This is a genomic window from Ideonella oryzae, from assembly GCF_024055665.1.
GTDB classification, from domain to species: domain Bacteria; phylum Pseudomonadota; class Gammaproteobacteria; order Burkholderiales; family Burkholderiaceae_C; genus Ideonella; species Ideonella oryzae.
The window spans coordinates 230582-253106 of sequence record NZ_JAMXMC010000006.1 but is presented as its reverse complement, the minus strand read 5'-3'; the positions used below and the strand labels follow the sequence as shown (position 1 = coordinate 253106).

At 68.9% G+C, this 22525-nt stretch carries 20 protein-coding genes; 13 read left to right on the top strand and 7 right to left on the bottom strand.

From position 1 onward, the window contains the following. Nucleotides 1-22 precede the first annotated feature (22 nt). The 4 genes from M0L44_RS11980 to M0L44_RS11965 all read left to right on the top strand — a co-directional run bounded on the left by M0L44_RS11980 (nt 23) and on the right by M0L44_RS11965 (nt 2847). On the top strand, nt 23-223 hold the full coding sequence (locus M0L44_RS11980; RefSeq protein WP_435526415.1) for a DUF1289 domain-containing protein: 201 nt from the start codon (nt 23-25) through the stop codon (nt 221-223). Continuing rightward, nucleotides 220-693 carry a hypothetical protein gene (locus tag M0L44_RS11975; protein WP_252769930.1) on the top strand — a complete coding sequence of 158 codons (474 nt, stop codon included), beginning with the start codon at nt 220-222 and terminating at the stop codon, nt 691-693. Before M0L44_RS11980 ends, M0L44_RS11975 begins: the two co-directional genes overlap by 4 nt. Nucleotides 694-888: 195 nt before the next feature. Further along, on the top strand, nt 889-2544 hold the full coding sequence (locus M0L44_RS11970; protein WP_252769929.1) for an MFS transporter: 1656 nt from the start codon (nt 889-891) through the stop codon (nt 2542-2544). Between the two features lie 111 nt (nt 2545-2655). After that, entirely contained in the window at nt 2656-2847 is a 192-nt protein-coding gene (locus M0L44_RS11965; protein WP_252769928.1) for a hypothetical protein, read from the top strand. Between the two features lie 6 nt (nt 2848-2853). On the opposite strand, the gene M0L44_RS11960 is transcribed toward M0L44_RS11965, so the two are convergent. Together M0L44_RS11960 and M0L44_RS11955 are read right to left on the bottom strand one after the other, a co-directional pair. After that, nucleotides 2854-4005, bottom strand: coding sequence for an ABC transporter substrate-binding protein (locus tag M0L44_RS11960; RefSeq protein WP_252769927.1), 1152 nt, complete (start codon nt 4003-4005; stop codon nt 2854-2856). Nucleotides 4006-4032: 27 nt separating this feature from the next. Further along, nucleotides 4033-5169: an NAD(P)/FAD-dependent oxidoreductase gene (locus tag M0L44_RS11955; protein ID WP_252769926.1), complete on the bottom strand. Its 1137-nt coding sequence runs from the start codon at nt 5167-5169 to the stop codon at nt 4033-4035. Nucleotides 5170-5331: 162 nt separating this feature from the next. Between M0L44_RS11955 and M0L44_RS11950 the strand changes: the two genes are divergently transcribed. From M0L44_RS11950 to M0L44_RS11935, 4 genes are all read left to right on the top strand, one after another. Next, nucleotides 5332-7008 carry an OFA family MFS transporter gene (locus M0L44_RS11950; RefSeq protein WP_435526414.1) on the top strand — a complete coding sequence of 559 codons (1677 nt, stop codon included), beginning with the start codon at nt 5332-5334 and terminating at the stop codon, nt 7006-7008. A 122-nt stretch (nt 7009-7130) separates the two neighbouring features. Continuing rightward, complete coding sequence (gene fghA, locus M0L44_RS11945) at nt 7131-7997, top strand: S-formylglutathione hydrolase (protein ID WP_290429053.1); 867 nt, start codon at nt 7131-7133, stop codon at nt 7995-7997. 105 nt (nt 7998-8102) lie between these two features. Beyond that, the gene (locus M0L44_RS11940) at nt 8103-9377 is read left to right on the top strand and encodes an NAD(P)H-dependent flavin oxidoreductase (protein ID WP_252769925.1); all 1275 of its coding nucleotides are present in this window, start codon (nt 8103-8105) and stop codon (nt 9375-9377) included. Nucleotides 9378-9435: 58 nt separating this feature from the next. Next, nucleotides 9436-10203, top strand: coding sequence for an SDR family oxidoreductase (locus M0L44_RS11935; RefSeq protein ID WP_252769924.1), 768 nt, complete (start codon nt 9436-9438; stop codon nt 10201-10203). Here the strand turns inward: M0L44_RS11935 and M0L44_RS11930 are convergent, their stop codons facing one another. From M0L44_RS11930 to M0L44_RS11910, 5 genes are all read right to left on the bottom strand, one after another. Further along, on the bottom strand, nt 10204-10491 hold the full coding sequence (locus M0L44_RS11930) for a YciI family protein (protein WP_252769923.1): 288 nt from the start codon (nt 10489-10491) through the stop codon (nt 10204-10206). Between the two features lie 16 nt (nt 10492-10507). Beyond that, a complete protein-coding gene (locus M0L44_RS11925; RefSeq protein ID WP_252769922.1) occupies nt 10508-12244 on the bottom strand; it encodes an MFS transporter in 1737 nt (578 codons plus the stop codon). A gap of 88 nt (nt 12245-12332) precedes the next feature. After that, nucleotides 12333-12830 carry a DUF3016 domain-containing protein gene (locus M0L44_RS11920; protein ID WP_252769921.1) on the bottom strand — a complete coding sequence of 166 codons (498 nt, stop codon included), beginning with the start codon at nt 12828-12830 and terminating at the stop codon, nt 12333-12335. After that, entirely contained in the window at nt 12827-13969 is a 1143-nt protein-coding gene (gene ydiK / locus M0L44_RS11915) for an AI-2E family transporter YdiK (RefSeq protein ID WP_252769920.1), read from the bottom strand. The genes M0L44_RS11920 and ydiK overlap by 4 nt, the downstream gene beginning before the upstream one ends. 58 nt (nt 13970-14027) lie before the next feature. Continuing rightward, the gene (locus M0L44_RS11910) at nt 14028-14414 is read right to left on the bottom strand and encodes a hypothetical protein (protein ID WP_252769919.1); all 387 of its coding nucleotides are present in this window, start codon (nt 14412-14414) and stop codon (nt 14028-14030) included. 256 nt (nt 14415-14670) lie between these two features. Here M0L44_RS11910 and M0L44_RS11905 point away from each other — a divergent pair, with 256 nt between their 5' ends. The 5 genes from M0L44_RS11905 (at nt 14671) to ahpF (ending at nt 22508) form a co-directional block, all read left to right on the top strand. Further along, complete coding sequence (locus tag M0L44_RS11905; protein ID WP_252769918.1) at nt 14671-17589, top strand: adenosylcobalamin-dependent ribonucleoside-diphosphate reductase; 2919 nt, start codon at nt 14671-14673, stop codon at nt 17587-17589. Between the two features lie 66 nt (nt 17590-17655). After that, nucleotides 17656-18327 carry a protein-tyrosine phosphatase family protein gene (locus tag M0L44_RS11900; RefSeq protein ID WP_252769917.1) on the top strand — a complete coding sequence of 224 codons (672 nt, stop codon included), beginning with the start codon at nt 17656-17658 and terminating at the stop codon, nt 18325-18327. Next, complete coding sequence (gene msbA / locus M0L44_RS11895) at nt 18324-20075, top strand: lipid A export permease/ATP-binding protein MsbA (RefSeq protein ID WP_252769916.1); 1752 nt, start codon at nt 18324-18326, stop codon at nt 20073-20075. Before M0L44_RS11900 ends, msbA begins: the two co-directional genes overlap by 4 nt. A gap of 99 nt (nt 20076-20174) precedes the next feature. Further along, nucleotides 20175-20750 carry an alkyl hydroperoxide reductase subunit C gene (gene ahpC / locus M0L44_RS11890; protein WP_252769915.1) on the top strand — a complete coding sequence of 192 codons (576 nt, stop codon included), beginning with the start codon at nt 20175-20177 and terminating at the stop codon, nt 20748-20750. Between the two features lie 186 nt (nt 20751-20936). Then, nucleotides 20937-22508 carry an alkyl hydroperoxide reductase subunit F gene (gene ahpF, locus M0L44_RS11885; RefSeq protein ID WP_252769914.1) on the top strand — a complete coding sequence of 524 codons (1572 nt, stop codon included), beginning with the start codon at nt 20937-20939 and terminating at the stop codon, nt 22506-22508. Nucleotides 22509-22525: the final 17 nt, after the last annotated feature.

Sequence of the window (22525 nt, the reverse complement as noted above, 5' to 3'; positions counted from 1 at the left end):
GCCTGTGCCGGCGGCGACCTCCGTGCCTTCGCCTTGCATCGGCATCTGCCAGATCGACCCGCGCACCGGCTGGTGTGCCGGTTGCTGGCGCACCCTCGACGAGATCGCGGGCTGGTCGACGGCCGACGACGCACACAAGCGCGCAGTCTGGGCCCTGCTGCCTGGTCGCTGCGCCGAGGCCGGCGGCGATCCTTCGCTGTTCCTGCCGGACGGCGCGGCATGAAGCACTGGGTGCTGCACCTGGACCTGGCCTCGCCCGAGGCCTGGCCTTGCTTCCAGCGCTTGCCCGAACTGCTGGTCGGCCAGCACGGCTGGGTCGAGATCTGCCCGGCCGGCGAGCCGGACCAGGCCCTGGCGCCCCTGTGGCGCCACGCGCTGGCCTGCGGCGAACCCGGGGCCCTGCCCAACCGCTGGCTGGCCGAGCAGGTGCTGTGCGCCGTCTGGCAGGACGCACCGGCCGCCGGCCGTGCGGCCCTGCCGGCGGTCGAACGCCTGGCTCAGGTGCTGACCCCGACCCGCGATCCTGACAGCCCGGCGGTGCGCCAGGAATGGGCGGCGCTGTGCGAGCGCTCGCGCCAGCTGGGCGTGGGCCGCGCACCGCTGCTGCACCGGCCCGCCGATGGCGCCCGCTGGGTGGGCGAGGCCGCGATCTCGCAAGCGGGTCGGGCGCAGGCTCCAGCTCAGGGTTTGTGAGGACCCGACCACGCCCTGGGACTTACCCAGGGATAAACGGCGATTTACCGCATCGCGCAACGGGTCGTCAGGGTTGCAACGGAGTTTGTCAGGATCCGTTCAGTTCGCCGTCAGAGAGGGGTCAGAGCCTCCTCGAATAGTCCGCTCCACGCGCTGCCGATGGGGTGGTGCACGGTGGATTCGAGGAGACGAAACATGGCTACTGTCGCGGTGTCGAACGCACCGATGACCCGGGAAGAGAAGAAGGTGATCTTCGCCTCTTCGCTGGGCACGGTGTTCGAGTGGTACGACTTCTATCTGTACGGTTCGCTGGCGGCCATCATCGCCAAGCAGTTCTTCTCCGGGCTCGATTCGGGGTCGGCCTTCATCTTTGCGCTGCTGGCCTTTGCCGCGGGCTTCCTGGTGCGCCCCTTCGGCGCGCTGGTGTTCGGCCGCCTGGGCGACATGATCGGCCGCAAGTACACCTTCCTGGTCACCATCCTGATCATGGGCCTGTCGACCTTCATCGTCGGCATCCTGCCCAACTACGCCTCCATCGGCGTGGCCGCTCCGGTCATCCTGATCGCACTGCGCCTGTTGCAAGGTCTGGCGCTGGGCGGTGAGTACGGCGGTGCCGCCACCTACGTGGCCGAGCACGCCCCGCACGGCAAGCGCGGTGCCTACACCTCCTGGATCCAGACCACCGCGACCCTGGGCTTGTTCCTGTCGCTGCTGGTGATCCTGGGCACCCGTCTGAGCCTGGGCGAAGAAGCCTTCGGCGCCTGGGGCTGGCGCATCCCGTTCATCGTCTCGGTCTTCCTGCTGGGCATCAGCGTGTGGATCCGTCTGTCGATGAACGAATCGCCCGCCTTCAAGAAGATGAAGTCCGAGGGCAAGACCTCCAAGGCCCCGCTGACCGAGTCCTTCGGCCAGTGGAAGAACCTGAAGATCGTGATCCTGGCGCTGCTGGGTCTGGTCGCAGGTCAGGCCGTGTGCTGGTACACCGGTCAGTTCTACGCCCTGTTCTTCCTGACCCAGGCCCTGAAGGTGGATGGCGCGACCGCCAACATCTTGCTGGCGGTGGCCCTGCTGATCGGCACGCCGTTCTATGTGATCTGGGGCACGCTGTCCGACAAGATCGGCCGCAAGCCGGTGATCATGGCCGGCCTGCTGCTGGGCGCCCTGTGCTTCATGCCGGGCTTCAAGGCGCTGACCGTGGCCGCCAACCCGGATCTGGCTGCGGCGCAGGCCAACGCCAAGGTGGTGGTGACGGCGGACCCGAACGAGTGCTCGTTCCAGTTCAACCCCACCGGCACCAAGAAGTTCACCTCCTCCTGCGACATCGCCAAGCAGATGCTGGCCAGCAGCTCGGTGAGCTATGACTCCGTGGACGGCGGCGGCGCGGCCAAGATCGCCATCGGCGACACCGTGATCGAGAGCTTCTCCGCCCTCGGTCTGCCGGCCGACGAGGCCAAGAAGAAGGAAGCCGATTTCAAGAAGGCCGTGGGCGAAGCCCTGAAGGCCCATGGCTACCCGACCAAGGCCGACCCGGCCAAGATGGACAAGGTCAAGATCGTCCTGATCCTGGCGGTCATGATGATCATCGTGGCCATGTCCTACGGCCCGCTGGCGGCCATGCTGGTCGAGATGTTCCCGACCCGCATCCGCTACACCTCGATGAGCCTGCCGTACCACATCGGCAACGGCTGGTTCGGCGGCCTGCTGCCCACCACCTCGTTCGCGATCGTGGCGCAGACCGGCAACATGTACAACGGCCTGTGGTATCCGATCATCATCGCCGGCGCCACCTTCGTCATCGGCATGCTGTTCGTGCGCGAAACCAAGGACATCGACATCTACGCCGGCGACTGACGCCAGCGCGAGGGTGTTCTCTCACGACCAAGGCGGCCTGCGGGCCGCCTTTTTTATGAGAGGCCCTTTTTCGGGCCGGATGACCATTCCAACCCTCAAGGAGCCCCTGTCATGTGGAAGCTGATCCTCGCCTTCGTTCTCTTCGCCGCGCTGGCCCTGTGGGTCGTCTCCAAGGGTGGCAACCAGCTCGACATGGGGGGCGAGAAGCACGGCGCCGAGGTGCATGAGAGCGCGCCGGCCGCCTCCGACGCGGCCAGCATGGCTCCGGCCGCCTCCGAAGTGGCCAGCGCCGCGTCGAACTGAGCCCGCTCAGCCGATCAACCGGCCGCTGGCATCGAGCAGGGTCGGGTTGACGAACTGGCTGCCGCGGCGGCCGTCGCGGAAGTCCACCGTCCATCCGCCCAGCGTGAGCGGCCGGCGTTTGGCCACACCCTCCAACAGGCGCTCGCGCGTCAGCGGCGTGCCGGCCTCGCGCACCAGCGCCGCCGTGTACTGGCCGGCCAGGTAGCCGGCCAGGCTGATGGTGGAGGGGGGCTCGTCGTAGAGCTCGCTCAGGCGGCTGCGGTAGGTCTCCACCACCGACAGGCGGCTGCGCAGCGGGCTGGGCACCACCTGGGTCAGGATCACCGGCACGCCGCGTCCCGGCGTGAATTGCATCAGCGAGGGCGCGTCCACATCGCCCAAGGCCAGCACGAAGCGGTGGTCGCCGCGCCGGGCCATGGCCTGGGTGAACTGGGCCACCTCGGCGCTGGTGGCCAGGAACAGGATCATCGTGCCGCCGGCCGGCAGGCGCGCGGCCAGCGCGGCCGGCTGGGTCACGCTGCTGCCGGTCAGCCGACGCAGCTTCAGGCCCAGGGACTGGGCCATGGCGCTCACCTCGGGGTCGTAGAGCCGCTGGTCCTCCGGCGTGCTGTAGACCACGATCAGCTCGTTCACGCCCATGCCGTAGGCGCTGCCCAGGGCCTTGCGCAGCTGCATGCTGCGCGAGGCGAAGAGCAGCGCCAGGGTGTCGTCGCCGTCGTGGCGGCCGTCGGCCATCCAGGGCCCCAGATGGGGCAGCTTCAGGCCGCGCTGGGCCAGGCCGTCCTGCACCCGCACGGCCAGCGCATCTCCCACCGTGCCCACCAGCGCGAGGATGCCGGCGTCCTGGGCGATGCGGTCCAGCGCCGCATTCACGGCCGCCGCGCTGCCATCGGTGTTGACGGTCTCCAGGCTGATGCGTGACAGCGGGCGGCCCTTCTGCCCCTCCACGGCCCAGGCCAGGCGCACGCCGGTGGAGTAGTCGCGCGAGAGTTCCTGCTGCGCGACCGACAGGTCCAGCAGCTGGACCATGCGCGCTTCGGTCCGTCCCCCGCCGTCGCCCTTGCCTTGGGCGAAGACGGGAGGGGACAGGGCCAAGCCAGCGGGCAGGGCCCACCGACGCAGCCAGCGTCGGCGGCCCGGATCGGTCGGGTACTGCATGGCGCCGGATTCTCGGCACCGTGCATGTCAGGTCGGCGACAGACCCTGGGCCGGACCGGTGCTTCCGGCCAGGTTGGCCACCGTCTCGCCGATGGCCAGGGCCGCCGTCAGCCCCGGGGACTCGATGCCCAGCAGGTTGACCAGCCCGGCCACGCCATGTTGCGCCGGGCCGTCGATGTGGAAATCGGCGGCGGGTGCATCGGGCCCGCTGATGCGGGGCCGCACCCCGGCATAGGCCGGCTGCAGGCTGTGCGCGGGCAGGCTGGGCCAGTAGTGGCGGATGGCCTCCTCAAAGCCGGCCGCTTCCTCCGGCGAGACGCTGTAGTCGATCGCGTCCACCCAGCGGAAGCTCGGGCCGAAGCGAGCCTGGCCGCCCAGGTCCAGCGTGAGGTGCACACCCAGGTGGCCGCTGTCGGACGGGGCCGGGTAGACCAGGTGGGAGAAGGGCGCCCGGCCCGCCAGGCTGAAGTAGGCGCCCTTGGCGTAGTGCGGGTGCGGCACCCAGGGCGAGTCGGGGCCGAGCACCATCGCGGCCACCTGGCAGGCTTGCAGTCCGGCGGCGTTGACCAGCGTCCGGCACCGCAGGGACATGGGGTCGGCACCGCCGGTGCGCAGGACCAGACCGTCACTGTTGCAGTGTGCCTGGGCCAGGGGGGTGCGCAGCACCAGGGTGGCCCCCGCGGCCTCGGCATCGGCCCACAGGGCCTGCATCAGGCCATGGCTGTCGACAATGCCGGTGCTCGGCGACTGCAGCGCGGCATGGGCCGCCAGCGCCGGCTCCAGGGCCTGCACCGCCGCGGCATCCAGCCACTGCAGGTCGTCCACGCCGTTGGCCCGGGCCCGGGCCCGCAGCGCCTGCAGGGCCGGCACCTCGTCGGGCGCGCTGGCCACCACCAGCTTGCCGCAGCGCCGGTGCGCCACATGGCGCGCCGCGCAGTAGGCATAGAGCAGATCGCGTCCGCGCACGCATAGCCGGGCCTTGAGCGAGCCGGGCGGGTAGTACAGCCCCGCGTGAATGACCTCGCTGTTGCGGGCGCTGGTGGCGGTGCCGACGGCCGACTCCGCTTCCAGCACCAGTACCTCCCGCCCAGCCTCGGCCAAGGCCCGGGCACAGGCCAGTCCCACGACGCCCGCCCCCACCACCACACAGTCCACGTTCTCCATGCCGCCGATTGTGCGTCTTGCGTCTTGTTACCACGCTGCGATTGAACTGCTTGCGGATCTCACGCTTTGCCACATAGAGTCGCCCCGGGCGTGTCATGTACGGACCGTTGGGAGGACGTGCATGCAAGGCAAGACGCCCCACAACCCACAAGAGGAGCCTTCATGTCTCATGTCATGAGCGACACAGCGCCCGGGATGGGCGCTGCGCGTCCGTCGTTGCTGTCCAAGGAGCGCACGGTTGCGTCTCCCGGTTTCAACCGCTGGCTGGTGCCGCCCGCGGCCCTGGCCATCCACCTGTGCATCGGGATGGCCTATGGCTTCTCGGTGTTCTGGCTGCCGCTGTCCAAGGCCATCGGCGTCAAGGAAGCACTGAAGTGCGGCCCCGACGTGGGCTTCTTCCAGCAGCTGTTCACCACGAGCTGTGACTGGCCCATCGCCACGCTGGGCTGGATGTACACCCTGTTCTTCGTCTTCCTGGGCCTGTCGGCCGCCATCTGGGGCGGCTGGCTGGAACATGCCGGTCCCCGCAAGGCCGGTGTGGTGGCGGCGGTCTGCTGGGGCGGCGGCATGCTGTTCTCGGCCCTGGGCGTCCACCAGCACCAGTTCTGGATGATGGTGCTGGGCTCGGGGATCATCGGGGGCGTCGGCCTGGGGCTGGGCTACATCTCGCCGGTCAGCACGCTGATCAAGTGGTTCCCGGACAAGCGGGGCATGGCCACCGGCATGGCCATCATGGGCTTCGGCGGCGGCGCGATGATCGGCTCGCCCCTGGCCGCCGAACTGATGAAGGCCTTTGCCACGCCCACCAGCGCCGGCGTGTGGGAGACCTTTATCGCGATGGGCCTGCTCTATCTGGTGGCCATGTTGCTGGGGGCCTTCGGCTACCGCGTGCCGGCCCATGGCTGGAAGCCCGAGGGTTGGACACCGCCCGTGCAGGGGCAGGCCAAGGCCATGATCACCCACGGCCATGTGCACGTGAAGAAGATCTGGGGCATCCCGCAGTTCTGGCTGGTCTGGATGGTGCTGTGCATGAACGTCTCGGCCGGCATCGGCGTGATTGGCATGGCCAGCCCGATGCTGCAGGAGGTCTTCGGCGGCAGCCTGATCGGTGTGCCGGCCAAGTTCGGTGAACTCGACAAGACCCAGCTCACCGCCATCGCGGGCGTGGCCGCCGGCTTCACCGCGCTGCTGAGCCTGTTCAACATCGCCGGCCGCTTCTTCTGGGCCAGTCTGTCGGACGCCCTGGGCCGCAAGCTGACCTACACCATCTTCTTCGTGCTCGGCGGCGTGCTGTACGCCAGTGTGCCGGCCAGTGCCGGCATGGGCAGCAAGCTGCTGTTCGTGGGCGCCTTCTGCATCATCCTGAGCATGTACGGCGGCGGTTTCGCCACCGTGCCGGCCTACCTGGCCGACCTGTTCGGCACCCAGATGGTGGGCGCCATCCACGGCCGCCTGCTCACCGCCTGGGCCACCGCCGGCATCATCGGGCCCGTGGTCGTGAACTACATGCGCGAGTACCAACTGGGCCTGGGCCTGCCGCCGGACCAGGTCTACAACCAGACCATGTACATCCTGGTGGGTATGCTGGGCGTGGGTCTGCTCTGCAATCTGCTGGTGCGACCTGTGGATCCCAAGCACTTCATGAGCGACGAGGAACTGGCCCTGGAAAAGCGCCTGGCCCGCGAGCGCGACCAGGAAGAGGCCCAGCACGAGCAAGGCAGCCACACCTACCACCGCAGCAGCACGGTGGTGGTGGCCCTGGCCTGGCTGGCCGTGGGGCTGCCGATGGCCTGGGGTGTCTATCGCACCTTCCTGAGCGCGGCCAAGTTCTTCCATTGACCTTGCCGCGCCGCCATCTCAGGTTGTCCGCCGCGTGGCCAGGATCGCCATCACGCTAGAGTGCGAGTTCTGCATGTCCTTGCCGGGGGCCGGACAAGGACGCACACACCAAGGTGCCTGAGATGGGATTCGAACGTCTGGAACTGATCAGCGCGCACGCCTCGTTCGGCGGCGAGCAGCGCTTCTACCACCACGCCTCGCGCGAGATCGGCCTGCCGATGCGCTTTGGCCTGTACCTGCCGCCCCAGGCCCTGGCCGGGCAGGCCGTGCCGCTGCTGACCTGGCTGGCCGGCCTGACCTGCACCGAGGAGACCTTCGCCATCAAGGCCGGCGCCCAGCGGGTGGCGGCCGAACTGGGCCTGGCTCTGCTGACCCCCGACACCAGCCCGCGTGGCGCCGGGGTGAGCGGCGAGGCCGACCACTGGGATTTCGGCGTCGGCGCCGGCTTCTACCTGGATGCCACCCAGGTGCCCTGGTCCGGCCACTGGTGCATGGAGAGCTACCTGCTGAAGGAACTGCTGCCGGAGGTGCAGGCCGCCTTCGGCCTGGCCACTGACCGCCAGGGCCTGTTCGGCCACAGCATGGGTGGGCACGGGGCGCTGACCCTGGCGCTGCGCCACCCGGGTGTGTTCACCAGCGTCTCGGCCTTTGCGCCTATCTGCGCACCCAGCCGCTGCCCCTGGGGGCACAAGGCCTTCACCGGCTACTTCGGGCAGGACGAAAGCACCTGGGCCGTGCACGACGCCAGCGCCCTGATGGCGGCCCAGCCCCGAGCTCCGTACCCGGGTGGTCTCCTGGTCGACCAGGGCCTGGGTGACAAATTCCTGGCCGACGGGCAGCTGCTGCCCGAGGTCTTCGAGGCTGCCTGCGCCGCCGTGGGGCAGCCGCTGACCCTGCGTCGCCAGCCCGGCTATGACCATGGGTATTACTTCGTGGCCAGCTTCATCGAGGACCACCTGCGCCACCACGCGGCCCGGTTGAACCCCTGAGCGTCCGCCCGGGAGGGCTTCTGAAGACTTGATGCCGCTCAAGACGCGGCAGGGCGGGGCGCGCTACGCTCCGACACCTTTTCTTGCAAGTCTGTGGGCCTTTCGATGAACGCTGCTGTCACCCCGGTGGATACCTCCCATGTCGACGCCGGGTTGGCCGGTCTGCTCTCGCGCAGCGGGCTCAAGCCGCTGCAGGTGGCCGGACGCTGGCTGCTGCCCATCGTGCAGGGCGGCATGGGCGTGGGGGTCAGCGCCCACCGCCTGGCCGGCACCGTGGCCGCCGAGGGTGGCGTGGGCACCATCAGCTCGGTGGACCTGCGCCGCCATCATCCGGACCTGATGGAGGCCACCGAAGGCCTCTCCGCCCGTCCCGGCATGGACGAGGACTCCAAGGTCCGCATCAACGCAGCCAATGTCGAGGCACTCAAGCGGGAGATCCATGCCGCGCGCGGCATCGCCGGCGGCAAGGGCCTGCTGGCCGTCAATGTCATGCGCGCCATCAGCGACTACGCCGCCCATGTGAAGACCTCGCTGGAGAGCGGGGCGGACATGGTGGTGGTGGGTGCGGGCCTGCCGCTGGACCTGCCGGACCTGGCCGCCGAGCATCCCAATGCGCTGATCGTGCCCATCCTGTCCGATTCGCGCGGCGTTGCGCTGATCGTGAAGAAGTGGGAGCGCAAGAAGCGCCTGCCCGACGCCATCGTCATTGAGCACCCCCGTCTGGCCGCCGGCCATCTGGGGGCGGCCAAGATCGCCGACCTGGATGACACCCGCTTTGACTTCGAGCGCGTGCTGCCGGAGGTGCGCGACTTCCTGCGCAAGGCTGGCATCGAGAAGGAGATCCCGCTGATCGCCGCCGGTGGCATCCGCACCCATGCGGACATCGCCCGCGTGCAGTCGTTGGGGGCCGATGCCGCCCAGTTGGGCACGGCCTTCGCGGTGACCGAGGAATGCGACGCCTCGCCCGAATTCAAGCGGGTGCTGGCCGAGGCCCGTGACGAGGACATGGTGACCTTCACCAGCGTGGCCGGCCTGCCGGCCCGCGCCGTCAGGACGCTGTGGATGAAGAGCTATCTGGCGGCCGAGCAGAAGCTGCAGGCCGTGGCCCATGCCAAGGCGCGCTGCACCAAGGCCTTCGACTGTCTGGCCCAGTGCGGCCTGCGCGACGGCTTCAAGGACTGGGGCCAGTTCTGCATCGACAACCAGCTGGCGGCCGCCCTGCGCGGCGATCTGAAGAAGGGCCTGTTTTTCCGCGGCGTGGGCGCACTGCCCTTTGGCCAGCAGATCCGCAGTGTGCGCGAGTTGATGGAGCGCCTGCTGACCAGCGACATCGCGCAGGCTGAAGCCGAAGCCCCGGCCCTGGCCGCCCAGTTCGCCTGAGGCGGTCGGTCACGCTTGCTGCATGGCAGACTGCGGGGCTCATCCGCAGGAGCCCGCCATGTCCCAGAACCTTTCCAGCCCATCCCGCATTGCCCTGGTGACCGGGGCGGGCCGGGGCATTGGCCGGGCCTGTTCGCTGGCGCTGATCGAGGCTGGCTGGATCGTGGTGCTGGCCGGCCGCCAAGCCGAGGCGCTGGAGGCCGTGGCCGAGGCCAGCGCCGCGCCCGAGCGGGCCTGCCCGGTGGTGGCGGACGTGCGCGACGAGGCCTCGGTGAAGGACTTGTTCGCCGTCCTCCACGGGCGCTTCGGGCGGCTGGACTTCCTTTTCAACAACGCCGGCATCTTCACCGCTGGCGTGCCGCTGGAGGATCTGCCCCTGGCCGACTGGCAGGCGGCGGTGGACGTCAACCTGACCGGCGCCTTCCTCTGCACCCGCGAGGCTTTCCGGCTGATGAAGGCCCAGGCCCCGCGCGGCGGGCGCATCCTGAACAACGGCTCGATCTCGGCCCATGCGCCGCGGCCGAACTCGGTGGCCTACACCGCCACCAAGCATGCGATGACCGGGCTGACCCGTTCGGCGGCGCTCGACGGCCGGGCCTTCGACATCGCGGTGGGTCAGATCGACATCGGCAACGCCGCCACCGACATGACCACCACCATGGCCAGCGGCATGCTGCAGGCCGATGGCCAGGTGCGCGCCGAGGCCCGTATGGATGTTCAGCAGGTGGCCGACATGGTGGTGCACATCGCCGGGCTGCCGCTGTCGGCCAATGTGCTGTTCACCACCGTGATGGCCACGGCCATGCCCTTCGTGGGTCGGGGCTGATCAGCCCTTCAGGGCGTCCAGCCCCGCGGCCACCTGGGCCACGTCGTAGGCGGTGATCTCGAAGGCCGCCACGCCGGTCGTGGCGTAGGGGTCGCGGGCCACGAAGGCCTCGACCGCGGCCAGGCTGTCGGCACGCATCATCACCAGGCCGCCCGTGCGGTCCTGGCGCCGGGCGGTCATCAGGATGCCGGCGGCCTCGGGGGCCTCGCGCAGGTAGGCGCGGTGGGCCTCCAGCTCTTGCTCCACCTCGGCCAGCGGGCGCGTGTAGCGGATCTGGATCAGGTACATCGGTCGGGTTCCTGCGTCAGGCGCCCGTGGCCGCGATGGCCTGTGGCTCGGGTGCCAGATCGCGCCAGGGCCGGCGGGCGAGTTGCCACAGCAGTGCGGCGGTGAGCACCGGGATCAGGTAGAGCAGGCCGTGGCCCAGGGCTTGCACAGGGGCCGGGGTGTCTTCCAGGAACTTGCGCAACAGCAGCAGGGCGCTCAGGATCGAACACCACATCGCCGTCCTGGCCAGTGCGGGCCGCTCCTTGAGCAGCACCGCGCCACCGGCCAGCAGCACCACCGCGCTGCCGACGAAGACCAGCGAGAACAGCACGCCGGCGATCGGCTGGGCCGGGCCCAGCAGCGATTCCTCGTAGTGCACCGGCAGCCAGGCCAGGCACATCAGCGCCAGACCCAGGGCGAGCTTGCGGGCGCGCTGCGGGGCCAAGGCGTCGGTGAAGCCCTCGGGGTCGCCCGGGCGACGGCGGGTGAAGGGCAGCAGCAGCAGGTAGGCCAGGCCGAAGAAGCCGTCGATCACCATGGTGGTCGGATAGCCCCAGGATTCGATGCCGATGCCCTGCCAGATCGAGCTGTAGGAGATGGCCAGGTTGGCCATGGCCATGTAGGCGGTGAACTGGGTGGCGGCCACGGCCGGGTTGGTCACGTCCATGAAGATGGCGTTGGCCGTGCTGTACATCATGCCGTTGAAGAGGGCATAGGTGAGGGTGGCGACCCAGAAGGCCAGCACCAGAGAGCCCAGCGCGGCGTTGTGCAGGCCGGCCTTGTTGGCGTCGGCGGTGATCCAGCCTTCTCGCTGCAGGAAGAAGGCCAGCACCAGCACCGGTACGCTCATCAGCAGGATGTAGATGTTGAGCGCCTTGCGGCGGTCCACTCGGTCCGAGATGAACCCGCCCAGCACGCAGCCGGCGGCACCGATGACGGTGGACCACAGGTTCAGCCAGGCCACCTGGTCATCCGGCAGGCCCAGTTCCACGGCCAGATTGCTCTGCAGCGCCAGGCCCAGGCACAGGGCCCCCGGCGGCAGCAGGGCCATGCCCAGGCCGGCAAACGCGCCGCGCGTGCCGACGAAGGAGCGGAAGGCGTTGACCACGAAGCTCAGCATCTCGCGCAGGGCCGCATGCAGGCCGCCACCGCGTCTGGCCTCCCAGGCCGGGTCCGGGGCTTCCTTCAGGGGCAGCACCACGAACAGCGTCACCAGCAGGATGGCGCCGCAGACGAAGTAGAAGGAGCTCTGGAAGCCGAACTGGGCCGCCACGAACAGGGCGCCGCTGCCCCCGACCGCCTGGCCCAGGCTGGCGCCGGCGAACATCATGCCGTTGGCCGTGGCGCGCTCATGCTCCTGCAGCGTGTTGACGGCCAGCGCGTCGATGGCCACGTCCTGGGTGGCCGAGAAGACGTTGTGCACCAGCAGGATCAGGGTGAACAGGCCCAACTGACGCGGCAGGTCCAGCATCACGGTGGACAGCAGGGTCAGCACCATCATCACCTGCATGCCCAGGATCCAGCCGCGGCGCCGGCCCAGCCGGGCCGAGGCGAACACGTCCACCACCGGGCCGTAGGCCCACTTGAAGGCCCAGGGCAGGTAGAACGCCCCGACAAAGGCACCGATCTCGGCCGGCCCCACGCCCTGTCGGCGCAGCTGGGTGGCCACCGCGGTGGCGGCAAAACCCAGTGGAATGCCCTCGGTCAGGTACAGCAGGAAGAACGCGGTCAGGCGGCCGCGTGCGGTCGCCAGCAGGTTGGGAAGACGCATCATGAAACCACGGGATGACGCCAAAAATGGTGCGCCACTCTACCCGGTTTGGCACCCCTTCCAGGCCGGCCGCGCGCCTGCGGCCTAGGGATCAGGGGCCGGGGTTGGGGAAAGTCCGGCTGAACCAGTCGCGCAGCATCTTCTGCTCGTAGCGCAGAGGGGTGCTGTCGATCAGCGTGGTGATGCTGTCCTGGTAACCCATGTCCTTGATCTCGGCATCTCCGGCCTGGAGGTCCCGGCCCGAGGCGTCCTTGAGCTGGTAATGCAGGTCGATGCGGGGCCAGCTTGCGGGGGTCATCACGCGGACCTCCAGGCCCAGCCGGGGCGGCGGACGCCAGTCGCCGGCCAGATCGATGTCGCTGACCTGGATGACCAGCGTTCGGTCGGCCGGCAGGCGCTGGCCCAGGCGCTTGAGGCCCTGCGCCAGGGGCTGCAGGACCTGCACGTTCACGTCGCCCTCGACATGGACGTCTGTGTAGCTTTCCGGGTGGAGGAATTCCACCGTCACGGTGCCGGCATGGGCGGCCGGCAGGGCGCCGAGCAGGGGCACAAGCAGGGCTGCCTGGCGCCAGGGCTGTGAACGCATCATGGGGTGTCTCCTGAAGCGGGTGGACGCGAAGTGTCCTCCTGCTTCAACGTCGCGGCCCCGGCTTGGCTGACAGCATCGGCCTCGGGGCCCGCTTCTTCGTCCATCCAGGAGCCCATCAGGGTGTAGGTGACGGCCAGCACCACCGGGCCGATGAAGATGCCCAGCAGGCCAAAGGCCACCAGGCCGCCAATCACGCCAGCGAAGATCAGCAGCAGCGGCAGGTCCGCGCCCTTGCGGATCAGCCAGGGGCGCAGCAGGTTGTCGATGGTGCCCACCACCCCCGACCACAGCAGCAGGCCGATGGCTGCGCCCGTGTGGCCGGACCACAGCAGCCAGCCGCAGCAGCTCAGCAGCACCGGCAGCGGGCCGATCTGGGCGATGGTCAGCAGGAACATGATGGTGGTCAGCACCATGGCACCCGGCACGCCGGCAATGGCCACGCCGATCCCCCCCAGCACGGCCTGGGCGACCGCGGTGACCACCACACCCAGGGCCACGCCCCGGGCGGCATGGGCAGCCAGGTGCACCATGCGCACGCCGCGCTCACCGGCCAGGCGGTGGGCAAAGCGGGTCGCCCCGCGCGCGCCGATCTCGCCTTCCAGGTACAGCACGCCGCAGATGGCCACGGTCAGCAGGAACTGCAGGCCCACCGCCCCCAGGGCGCCGACCTGGCGCAGGGCCGCCTTGGCCAGCGTACCGGCATAGGGGGCCAGCTTGGCGGCCAGGGCCGCGCCGCCGCCCTGAAAGGTGTCCCGCCAAGTTTGGGCCACGCGCTCGCCCACCATGGGCAGGGCCGCCACCCAGGTGGGCGGATTGGCCACCTGGGATGGATCCAGTCCCTTGATCCACTCCAGTGCTTCGTCGGCGTGGCTGACCAGCGTCACGATGGCCAGGGTCAGGGGCACGAACAGGCCCAGCAGCAGCAGCAGCAACATGGCCAGGGTGGCCAGGCCGCGGCGGTTCCCCAGGTGGCGCTGCAGCCACAGCAGGGTGGGCCAGGTGGCCACCGTGATCATGGCGGCCCAGATCAGTGGCGCCACGAAGGGTTGCATCACCCACAGGCTGCCTCCGATCAGGACCAGCAGGGTGAGCACCGACAGCAGTTGCCGGATCAGGTCCGGCGGGCGGTGGGAGGTCATGCGCGACAGGGGAGCCGAGGAGCCCGCAGTATCAGGCAGCCGGGCCGCGCCGGCGTGCTCAGCTGGCGTGCCGCACGTAGATGTCGGTGTCGGGCAGCAGGCGCCGCAAGGTGTCGAAAGCAGCGTCGGCCAGCAAGGCGCCGCCGCAACGCGGGGCCACGGCCAGCGTCAGTTCGGCCTCACCATCGGCCAGATGCAGGGAGCGAACCAGGGCCAGCGCCGAGTTCGTCGTTTCGTTCTGGCCTTGCAGCGGCCCCAGCGCGTGTTCCAGCGCATGCAGCACGCGCTGCACCGTGTCGCTCGGGCCACTCAACGCCGGCACGGTCTCGAGCGGGTGTTCGCAGGCGGAGTGGCACACCGGGCCCATGCTGCTGTGAAAGCAGGCGCCGCAGCCTGCGGACACCTCGGAAAGAGGCTCTGACTTGATGGGGATCATGGACGCCATGACCGAGAGTGTGGGGCCGGACGGCCCGGTTGACCAGTCGGTCGAGACTTGGATTGACGAATATCAAGGCATAACCCCCCGAAGCCAGGGGTCTTGCAAGCGGGGTCACCGACACGAACGTCATCCCGCAACTCTTTGCGCTGGGCCAACTTCTGGCGTTCCGGACGGGCCGATCGGAATGTCAAGACTGTCCGGCGAGCCCCGATTGGCGCATCATCCCCGGCTGGTTTTTTGAACAGTCCGAGACGCCACGCCCATGAGCAAAACCCGCAACGCCGCCCCCCGTCAGGGATCCCTGCTGGATGCCCTGCCTGCCCAGCCGATCAGCGAAGAGGTGCTGATTGAAAAGTACGCCAAAGGCGATGAGCGGTCTCTGGAGGAAGTGCGTGCTCGCATCGCCCGTGCGCTGGCGGCCCATGAGCCGGCCGAGCAGCGGGCCCACTGGGAAGCCCGTTTCCTGGAGGCGCAGCGCCGCGGCTTCGTGCCGGCCGGTCGCATCAACTCCGCCGCAGGTACCGACCTGACCGCCACCCTGATCAACTGCTTCGTCCAGCCGGTGGGGGACTCCATCGCGTCGGACGAGGAGGGCTTTCCGGGCATCTATACGGCACTGACCGAGGCCGCCGAGACCATGCGCCGTGGCGGCGGGGTGGGCTACGACTTCTCCCGCATCCGACCCAAGGGGGCCTGGGTGGGCTCCACCCAATCCAGCGCCTCGGGCCCGGTGAGCTACATGCGGGTGTTCGATCGCTCCTGCGAGACGGTGGAATCCGCCGGCGCCCGTCGCGGTGCCCAGATGGGCGTGCTGCGCTGCGACCACCCGGACATCGAGGAATTCATCCACGCGAAGGACCAGGGCGACCTGCGCAACTTCAACATCTCGGTGGGCGTGACCGACGAGTTCATGAAGGCGGTGCAAGCCAGCGCCGACGTGGAGCTGGTGCACCGCGCCGAGCCGGGCGACAAGCAGAAGCAGGCGGGCGCCTACCAGCGCGGCGACGGCCTGTGGGTCTACCGCAAGCTGCCGGCCACCACGCTGTGGGACCAGATCATGCGGTCCACCTACGACCACGCCGAGCCGGGTGTGCTCTTCCTGGACCGCATCAACCAGGACAACAACCTCAGCTACTGCGAGGCCATCTCGGCCACCAACCCCTGCGCCGAGCAGCCGCTGCCGCCCTATGGCTGCTGCTGCCTGGGTTCGATCGACCTGACGCACTTCGTGCGCCAGCCCTTCGAGGGCGACGCCAGCTTCGACGAGGCCGCCTTCGTCGAGGTGGTGAAGGTGGCCACCCGCATGCTGGACAACGTGCTGGACGTGACCGTCTGGCCGCTGGAGCGCCAGCGCCAGGAGGCGGCCAACAAGCGCCGCGTCGGTCTGGGCTTCACCGGCCTGGGTGACGCCCTGGTAATGCTCGGCCTGCGCTACGACACGCCCGAGGCGCGCGACATGGCCCGCCGCATCTCCGAGGTGATGCGTGACGGCGCCTACAACGCCAGCGTGGACCTGGCGGCCGAGCGCGGTGCCTTCCCGCTGTTCAATGCCGACATGTACCTGTCGCGCGGCACCTTCGCCTCGCGCCTGCCGCAGGCGGTCAAGGACCGCATCCGCACCCACGGCCTGCGCAACTCGCACCTGCTGTCGATCGCACCGACCGGCACCATCAGCCTGGCTTTTGCCGACAACGCCTCGAACGGCATCGAGCCGGCCTTCAGCTGGACCTACACCCGCAAGAAGCGCATGCCCGATGGCGGCTTCAAGGAATACGCGGTGGAGGACCACGCCTGGCGCCTGTACCGCCACCTCAAGGGCGTCGAGGCGCCGCTGACCGAGGCCTTCGTCACTGCGCTGGAGATGAGCGCCGAGGCCCACGCCCTGATGGTGGCCGCGGTCGCGCCCTGCATCGACACTGCCATCTCCAAGACGGTCAACGTGCCGGCCGACTACCCCTATGCCGACTTCCAGGACCTGTACCTGATGGCCTGGCAGAGCGGCCTCAAGGGCCTGGCCACCTACCGGCCCAATGCGGTGCTGGGCTCGGTGCTGAGCGTGGAACCCAGCAGCAGCACGGCCGCGCAGCCCGCGCCGCTGACCACCGACGGTGCCAACCAGCGCCTGAAGCTGGAGAAGCTGCCCAAGCCGGTGCTCACCTCCATGCGCTGGCCGAGCCGGCCGGAGATGCGCGCGGGCAACCCGGCCTGGAGCTACATGATCCAGCACCCGCACGGCGACTTCGCGCTGTTCGTCGGCGAGACCCCGGCCGAGGGGCCGGACGGCGGCCTGTTCGGCAAGAACCTGCCCTTCGAGGTCTGGGTGAACGGCGCCGAGCAGCCGCGTGGCCTGGGCGCGCTGGCCAAGACGCTGTCGATGGACATGCGGGTCAACGACCCGCAGTGGCTCAAGCTCAAGCTCGACGCTCTGGCCACCGTGGCCGAGGAGCGCTCCTTCGAGATGGCCTTCCCGCCCTCGGGCGAGAAGCGCCTGTTCCCGGGCGTGGTGGCGGCCACCGCGGCCGTGATCCGCTGGCGCTGCGAAGAGCTGGGGGCGCTGGAAGAGGGCGGCCCGACCCCGGTGCTGGACGCCATGTTCAGCCGCGAGGAGCCCCGCACCACCACCGCCGGCACGCTGGCCTGGGCGGTCGACGTGGACAACCCCGCCACCGGCGAAGCCTTCACGCTGACGCTCAAGGAGGTGGCCCTGGCCAGCACCGAGTCGGCCTCGGGCTACGTCACCCGCCCCTGCGCGGTCGGCTTCTCGGGCAACTACCCCAAGGCGCTCGACGGCCTGGCCCGCCTGCTGTCGCTGGACATGCGGGTGATCGACCCCGCCTGGATCGGCATGAAGCTGCGCAAGCTGCTCAATGTCGGCGAGCCGCTGGGCCACTTCATGGCCCCGGTGCCGGGTGAGAAGCGCCAGCAGGTCTGGCCCAGCACCGTGGCCTATGTGGCCCGGTTGATCATCCACCGCTACGCCATGCTGGGCGTGCTGGACGACCAGGGCTTTCCGTTGCGCGAAATGGGCATTCTGCAGGCGCCCGCGGCCAAGGCCCATGCGGCTGAAACCGTGACGCCGATGGCCGGAAAGCCCTGCCCGGAGTGTGGCAACAGCACCCTGATCCACAAGGACGGCTGCGACTTCTGCACGGCCTGTGGCTACGTGGGGCAATGCGGCTGAACAGGCGGGCCGGATAAAATCCGACCCTTTTGTTCGCGGGAGTGCGCTCGCCGTACTCCCTCATCCATGCGCCACAACCTCAAGACACGCCTGGGCCGGTGGATTGCCCGCCTCGACATGTACCTGGTGGACCACGGTGCTTTCCGGGCGCTGTACAACAACCTGCACCACCTGGGCGGCGGCATGTACCGCCTGAGCCAGCCCAGCCCGGCGCAGCTGCGGCGCTACCGCAAGACCCTGGGCATCCGCACCGTGCTCAACCTGCGTGGCGAGAACCTGGGCCAGGGTTCCTACGCGCTGGAAGCCGATGCCTGCCGCCGCCTGGGCCTGAAGCTGATCAGCTTCTCCCTGGGCTCACGGCGCATGCCCCGCGTGGACGAGGTGCTGGCCTTGCGCGACGCCTTCCAGACCATCGAGTACCCGGCCATGCTGCACTGCAAGTCCGGGGCGGACCGGGCCGGCCTGGCCTCGGCGCTGTACCGTCACTTCCATCTCGGCGAGCCGATCGAGAAGCTCACCGAACTGAGCTGGCGCTATGGCCATTTCCAGTTCGGCAACACCGGGCGGCTGGACTATTTCTTTGAGGCCTACAAGCGGGCCCATCAGACGCGTCCGATCGAATTCCTCGACTGGGTGCAGACGGCCTACGATCCGGAGGCCCTGCAGGCCGAATACGACCATCGGCGCAAGTCCCGTCTGGGCATCTGGTTCGTCGACAAGGTGCTGCGCCGAGAATGAGCGACTCCGTCCAGGTCTACCGCCGCCTGCTGGGCTACGCCCGGCCTTACTGGCGCACCGCGGCCGTGGCGCTGCTGGCCATGGGCGCGGCCGCCGCGCTGGAGCCGCTGGTGCCCACGCTGCTGCAGCACCTGGTGGACAAGGGCCTGATCGGCAAGGACCCGCAGGCCGGCTGGCGTCTGCCGCTGCTGCTGGCCCTGACCTTCGCCGCCAAGGGCCTGGTGGACTATGTGGCCAACGTGGCCAGCCAGGCGGTGGCCCAGCACGCCATGTCGGATCTGAGGCAGGAGGTCTTCCGCCACCAGACCGGCCTGCCGCTGGCCGAGCACCAGTCGCGCTCCCACGGGCGCATGCTCAGCAGCATCCTCAACGACATCCCGCTGCTCAGCCAGGCCCTGTCCTCGGCCTGGATCATCGTCATCCGCGACACGCTGATCATCGTCGGCCTGACGATCAAGCTCTTCCTGCTGGCCTGGCACCTGACGCTGCTGATCCTGTTGGTGGCGCCGGTGGTGGCGGTGCTCATCCGCGTGGCCAGCCGCAAACTGCGCATCTCCAACGAGACCATGCGCACCCTGGCCGGGCAGCTGGCCGGCCAGCTGGAGGCGGGCCTGAGCGGCGTCAAGGAGCTGAAGATCTTCGGTGCCCGGGACTACGAGTCGGGCCGCTTCAACCAGCTCAGCGAGGACCTGCGGCGCGCCAACATGCGCACGGTGCGGGTGCAGTCGGCCAATGTGCCGCTGGTGCAGGTGCTGGCGGCGCTGGCGGTGTCGGGCGTGATCTTCGTCGTCATGACGCTGTCGGCGCGCAACCTGCTCACGCCGGGCGAGTTCTTCGGCTTTGTCACGGCCATGTCGCTGCTGTTCGAGCCGATCCGCCGCCTGACCAACATCAACGGCACCATTCAGAGCGGCCTGGCCTCGGCGCGTGGCCTGTTCGACCTGCTGGACCAGCCGCTGGAGCCCGAAGGGCAGGGCACGCCGCTGCCGGCCACCACGCCGCTGCAGCCCATCGTCTTCGACCACGTCACCTTCTCCTACCCGGGCCAGGACCGGCCGGCGCTGGAGGACTTCTGCCTGACCCTGCCACCGGGCCAGACCGTGGCCCTGGTGGGCAGCTCGGGCAGTGGCAAGACCACGGTGGCCCAGCTGCTGGCGCGTTTCTACAGCCCGCAGCAGGGCGCCATCCAGTACGGCCCGCACGACATCGCTGCGCTGGAGCTGCGCAGCTGGCGCGAGCAGCTGGCCTGGGTGGGCCAGCAAGTGGTGCTGTTCGACGACACGGTGGCGGCCAACATGGCCTATGGCCGGCCGGACCTGCCGCGCGAGAAAATTCTGGAGGCCGCCCGCGCCGCCCATGCCTGGGAGTTCGTGGAGCGTCTGCCCCAGCAGCTGGACGCGCCCTGCGGCCACAACGGGGTGAACCTCAGCGGCGGCCAGCGCCAACGCATCGCCATTGCCCGCGCCTTCCTGAAGGACGCGCCAGTGCTGATCCTGGACGAGGCCACCTCGGCCCTGGACAACGAGAGCGAGCGCCAGGTCCAGGAGGCCCTGGGCACGCTGGCCCGCCACCGCACCACCCTGGTCATCGCCCACCGCCTGTCCACCATCGAGTCGGCCGACTGGATCGTCGCGATGGACCAGGGCCGGGTGGTGGAGCAGGGGCGCCATGCCGAACTGCTGGCCCGCGGTGGCCTGTACGCGCGCCTGCACCAGTCCCAGGCCCAGGGGGGCGATAGTCCGGACTAATTGGTCACATTCGATCAATCAATCCACGAAATGATCACGGCGGCCTAACATCCCTCCTGTACTGTTTCCCACCCAGCAACCAACACAGAGGAGTGACGCATGTCCCTGATCAACACCCAGGTCCAACCGTTCAAGACCACCGCTTTCGTCAACCGTGGCGGCAAGGGCGAATTCATCGACGTCTCTGACGAAACCCTGAAGGGCAAGTGGTCCGTCCTGATCTTCATGCCGGCGGCCTTCACCTTCAACTGCCCGACCGAGATCGAAGACGCGGCCGACAACTACGCCGAGTTCCAGAAGGCCGGTGCCGAGGTCTACATCGTGACCACCGACACCCACTTCTCGCACAAGGTGTGGCACGAGACCTCCGCCGCCGTCGGCAAGGCCAAGTTCCCCCTGGTCGGTGACCCGACCCACCAACTGACCAACGCCTTCGGCGTGCACATCCCGGAAGAAGGCCTGGCCCTGCGCGGCACCTTCATCATCAACCCGGACGGCATCATCAAGACCATGGAAGTGCACTCCAACGAGATCGCCCGCGATGTCAAGGAAACCGTGCGCAAGCTGAAGGCCGCCCAGTACACCGCCGCCCACCCGGGCGAAGTGTGCCCCGCCAAGTGGAACGAAGGCGCCAAGACCCTGGCTCCCTCGATCGATCTGGTCGGCAAGATCTGATCCCCTCCCGATGACCCAGGGCAAGGCAGGCGCCTCGCCTGCCTCCTACCGTCACCACCGCGAGGGTGCAGAGCCCTCGCGCGGGCCCCTCAGGCCCTGTTGAAAGCGTCCCCGGCCACGTCCTGCGGGTGCTTTCAACGGGGTCGGAACGACCACGCCTGAACACCGCCAAGAAAGGACACCGCCATGTTGGACGACAGCATCAAGACCCAGCTCCAGGCCTACTTCGAGCGCATCACCCAGCCCATCGAGCTGATCGCGAGCCTCGACGACCGCCCGGCTTCGGCCGAGATGCGCGAACTGCTGGGCGAGATCGCCGCCATCGCGCCGGCCAAGATCACGGCCCGCTTCGACGGCCAGGACGCCCGCCGTCCCTCCTTCCAGATCACCCGCGCCGGGGCGGACATGGGCATGCGCTTCGCCGCCATCCCCATGGGCCACGAGTTCACCTCGCTGCTGCTGGCGCTGCTGTGGGCCGGCGGCCACCCGCCCAAGGTCGAGGCCGACGTGATCGAGCAGATCCAGGCCATCGAAGGCGACTTCGTCTTCGAGACCTACATGTCCCTGACCTGCCACAACTGCCCGGACGTGGTGCAGGCCCTCAACCTGATGGCCATGCTCAACCCGCGCATCCGCCACGTGGCGATCGACGGCGGCCTGTTCCAGCAGGAGATCGAGGAGCGCCAGATCATGGGCGTGCCGGCGGTCTACCTCAACGGCCAGATGTTCAGCTCCGGCCGCATGGAACTGCCCGAGATCCTGGCCAAGATCGACACCGGCGCCGCCGCCCGCGATGCCGCCAAGCTGTCCACCAAGGCCCCGTTCGACGTGCTGGTGGTGGGCGCCGGCCCGGCCGGTGCGGCCGCGGCCATTTACGCGGCCCGCAAGGGCATCCGCACCGGCATCGTGGCCGAGCGCTTCGGTGGCCAGACCCTGGACACCCTGGGCATCGAGAACTTCATCTCCGTGCCCGAGACCGAAGGCCCGAAGTTCGCCGCCGCGCTGGAAGCCCATGTGCGCGTCTATGACGTGGACATCATGGCCAACCAGAAGGTGGACCAGCTGGTGCCGGCGGCCCAGCCGGGGGGCTATGCCACCGTCAAGCTCAACAACGGCGCCGAGCTGAGGAGCCGCACCGTGATCGTGGCCACCGGCGCGCGCTGGCGCAATGTCAACGTGCCCGGCGAGCAGGAATACAAGACCAAGGGCGTGGCCTACTGCCCGCACTGCGACGGCCCGCTGTTCAAGGGCAAGCGCGTGGCGGTGATCGGCGGCGGCAACTCCGGCGTCGAGGCGGCCATCGACCTGGCCGGTGTGGTGGCCCATGTCACCCTGGTCGAGTTTGCCGACCAGCTCAAGGCCGATGCCGTGCTGGTCAACAAGCTCAAGAGTCTGCCCAACGTGGAGATCCACGTGAACGCCCAGACCACCGAGATCACCGGCGACGGCCACAAGGTCAACGGCCTGAAGTACAAGGACCGCGTCTCGGGCGAGGAGCACACGGTGGCGCTGGAAGGCGTGTTCGTGCAGATCGGCCTGGTGCCCAACAGCGAGTTCCTCAAGGGCACGCTGGAGCTGTCCAAGTTCGGCGAGATCGTGGTGGACGCCAAGTGCCACACCAGCGTGCCGGGCGTGTACGGCGCGGGCGACGTGACGACCGTGCCCTACAAGCAGATCGTCATCGCCACCGGCGAAGGGGCCAAGGCGGCGCTGTCGGCCTTCGACCACCTGATCCGCACTCCGGCACCTCAGGCCTGAACGATGGCCTGAGTTCT

Bases quoted from the DNA above. Each gene is read 5' to 3' on its own strand.
- M0L44_RS11975 (WP_252769930.1), top strand. From the start codon at position 220: ATGAAGCACTGGGTGCTGCACCTGGACCTGGCCTCGCCCGAGGCCTGG.
- M0L44_RS11970 (WP_252769929.1), top strand. From the start codon at position 889: ATGGCTACTGTCGCGGTGTCGAACGCACCGATGACCCGGGAAGAGAAG.
- M0L44_RS11965 (WP_252769928.1), top strand. From the start codon at position 2,656: ATGTGGAAGCTGATCCTCGCCTTCGTTCTCTTCGCCGCGCTGGCCCTG.
- M0L44_RS11960 (WP_252769927.1), bottom strand. From the start codon at position 4,005: ATGCAGTACCCGACCGATCCGGGCCGCCGACGCTGGCTGCGTCGGTGG.
- M0L44_RS11955 (WP_252769926.1), bottom strand. From the start codon at position 5,169: ATGGAGAACGTGGACTGTGTGGTGGTGGGGGCGGGCGTCGTGGGACTG.
- M0L44_RS11950 (WP_435526414.1), top strand. From the start codon at position 5,332: ATGTCTCATGTCATGAGCGACACAGCGCCCGGGATGGGCGCTGCGCGT.
- fghA (WP_290429053.1), top strand. From the start codon at position 7,131: ATGGGATTCGAACGTCTGGAACTGATCAGCGCGCACGCCTCGTTCGGC.
- M0L44_RS11940 (WP_252769925.1), top strand. From the start codon at position 8,103: ATGAACGCTGCTGTCACCCCGGTGGATACCTCCCATGTCGACGCCGGG.
- M0L44_RS11935 (WP_252769924.1), top strand. From the start codon at position 9,436: ATGTCCCAGAACCTTTCCAGCCCATCCCGCATTGCCCTGGTGACCGGG.
- M0L44_RS11930 (WP_252769923.1), bottom strand. From the start codon at position 10,491: ATGTACCTGATCCAGATCCGCTACACGCGCCCGCTGGCCGAGGTGGAG.
- M0L44_RS11925 (WP_252769922.1), bottom strand. From the start codon at position 12,244: ATGATGCGTCTTCCCAACCTGCTGGCGACCGCACGCGGCCGCCTGACC.
- M0L44_RS11920 (WP_252769921.1), bottom strand. From the start codon at position 12,830: ATGATGCGTTCACAGCCCTGGCGCCAGGCAGCCCTGCTTGTGCCCCTG.
- ydiK (WP_252769920.1), bottom strand. From the start codon at position 13,969: ATGACCTCCCACCGCCCGCCGGACCTGATCCGGCAACTGCTGTCGGTG.
- M0L44_RS11910 (WP_252769919.1), bottom strand. From the start codon at position 14,414: ATGGCGTCCATGATCCCCATCAAGTCAGAGCCTCTTTCCGAGGTGTCC.
- M0L44_RS11905 (WP_252769918.1), top strand. From the start codon at position 14,671: ATGAGCAAAACCCGCAACGCCGCCCCCCGTCAGGGATCCCTGCTGGAT.
- M0L44_RS11900 (WP_252769917.1), top strand. From the start codon at position 17,656: ATGCGCCACAACCTCAAGACACGCCTGGGCCGGTGGATTGCCCGCCTC.
- msbA (WP_252769916.1), top strand. From the start codon at position 18,324: ATGAGCGACTCCGTCCAGGTCTACCGCCGCCTGCTGGGCTACGCCCGG.
- ahpC (WP_252769915.1), top strand. From the start codon at position 20,175: ATGTCCCTGATCAACACCCAGGTCCAACCGTTCAAGACCACCGCTTTC.
- ahpF (WP_252769914.1), top strand. From the start codon at position 20,937: ATGTTGGACGACAGCATCAAGACCCAGCTCCAGGCCTACTTCGAGCGC.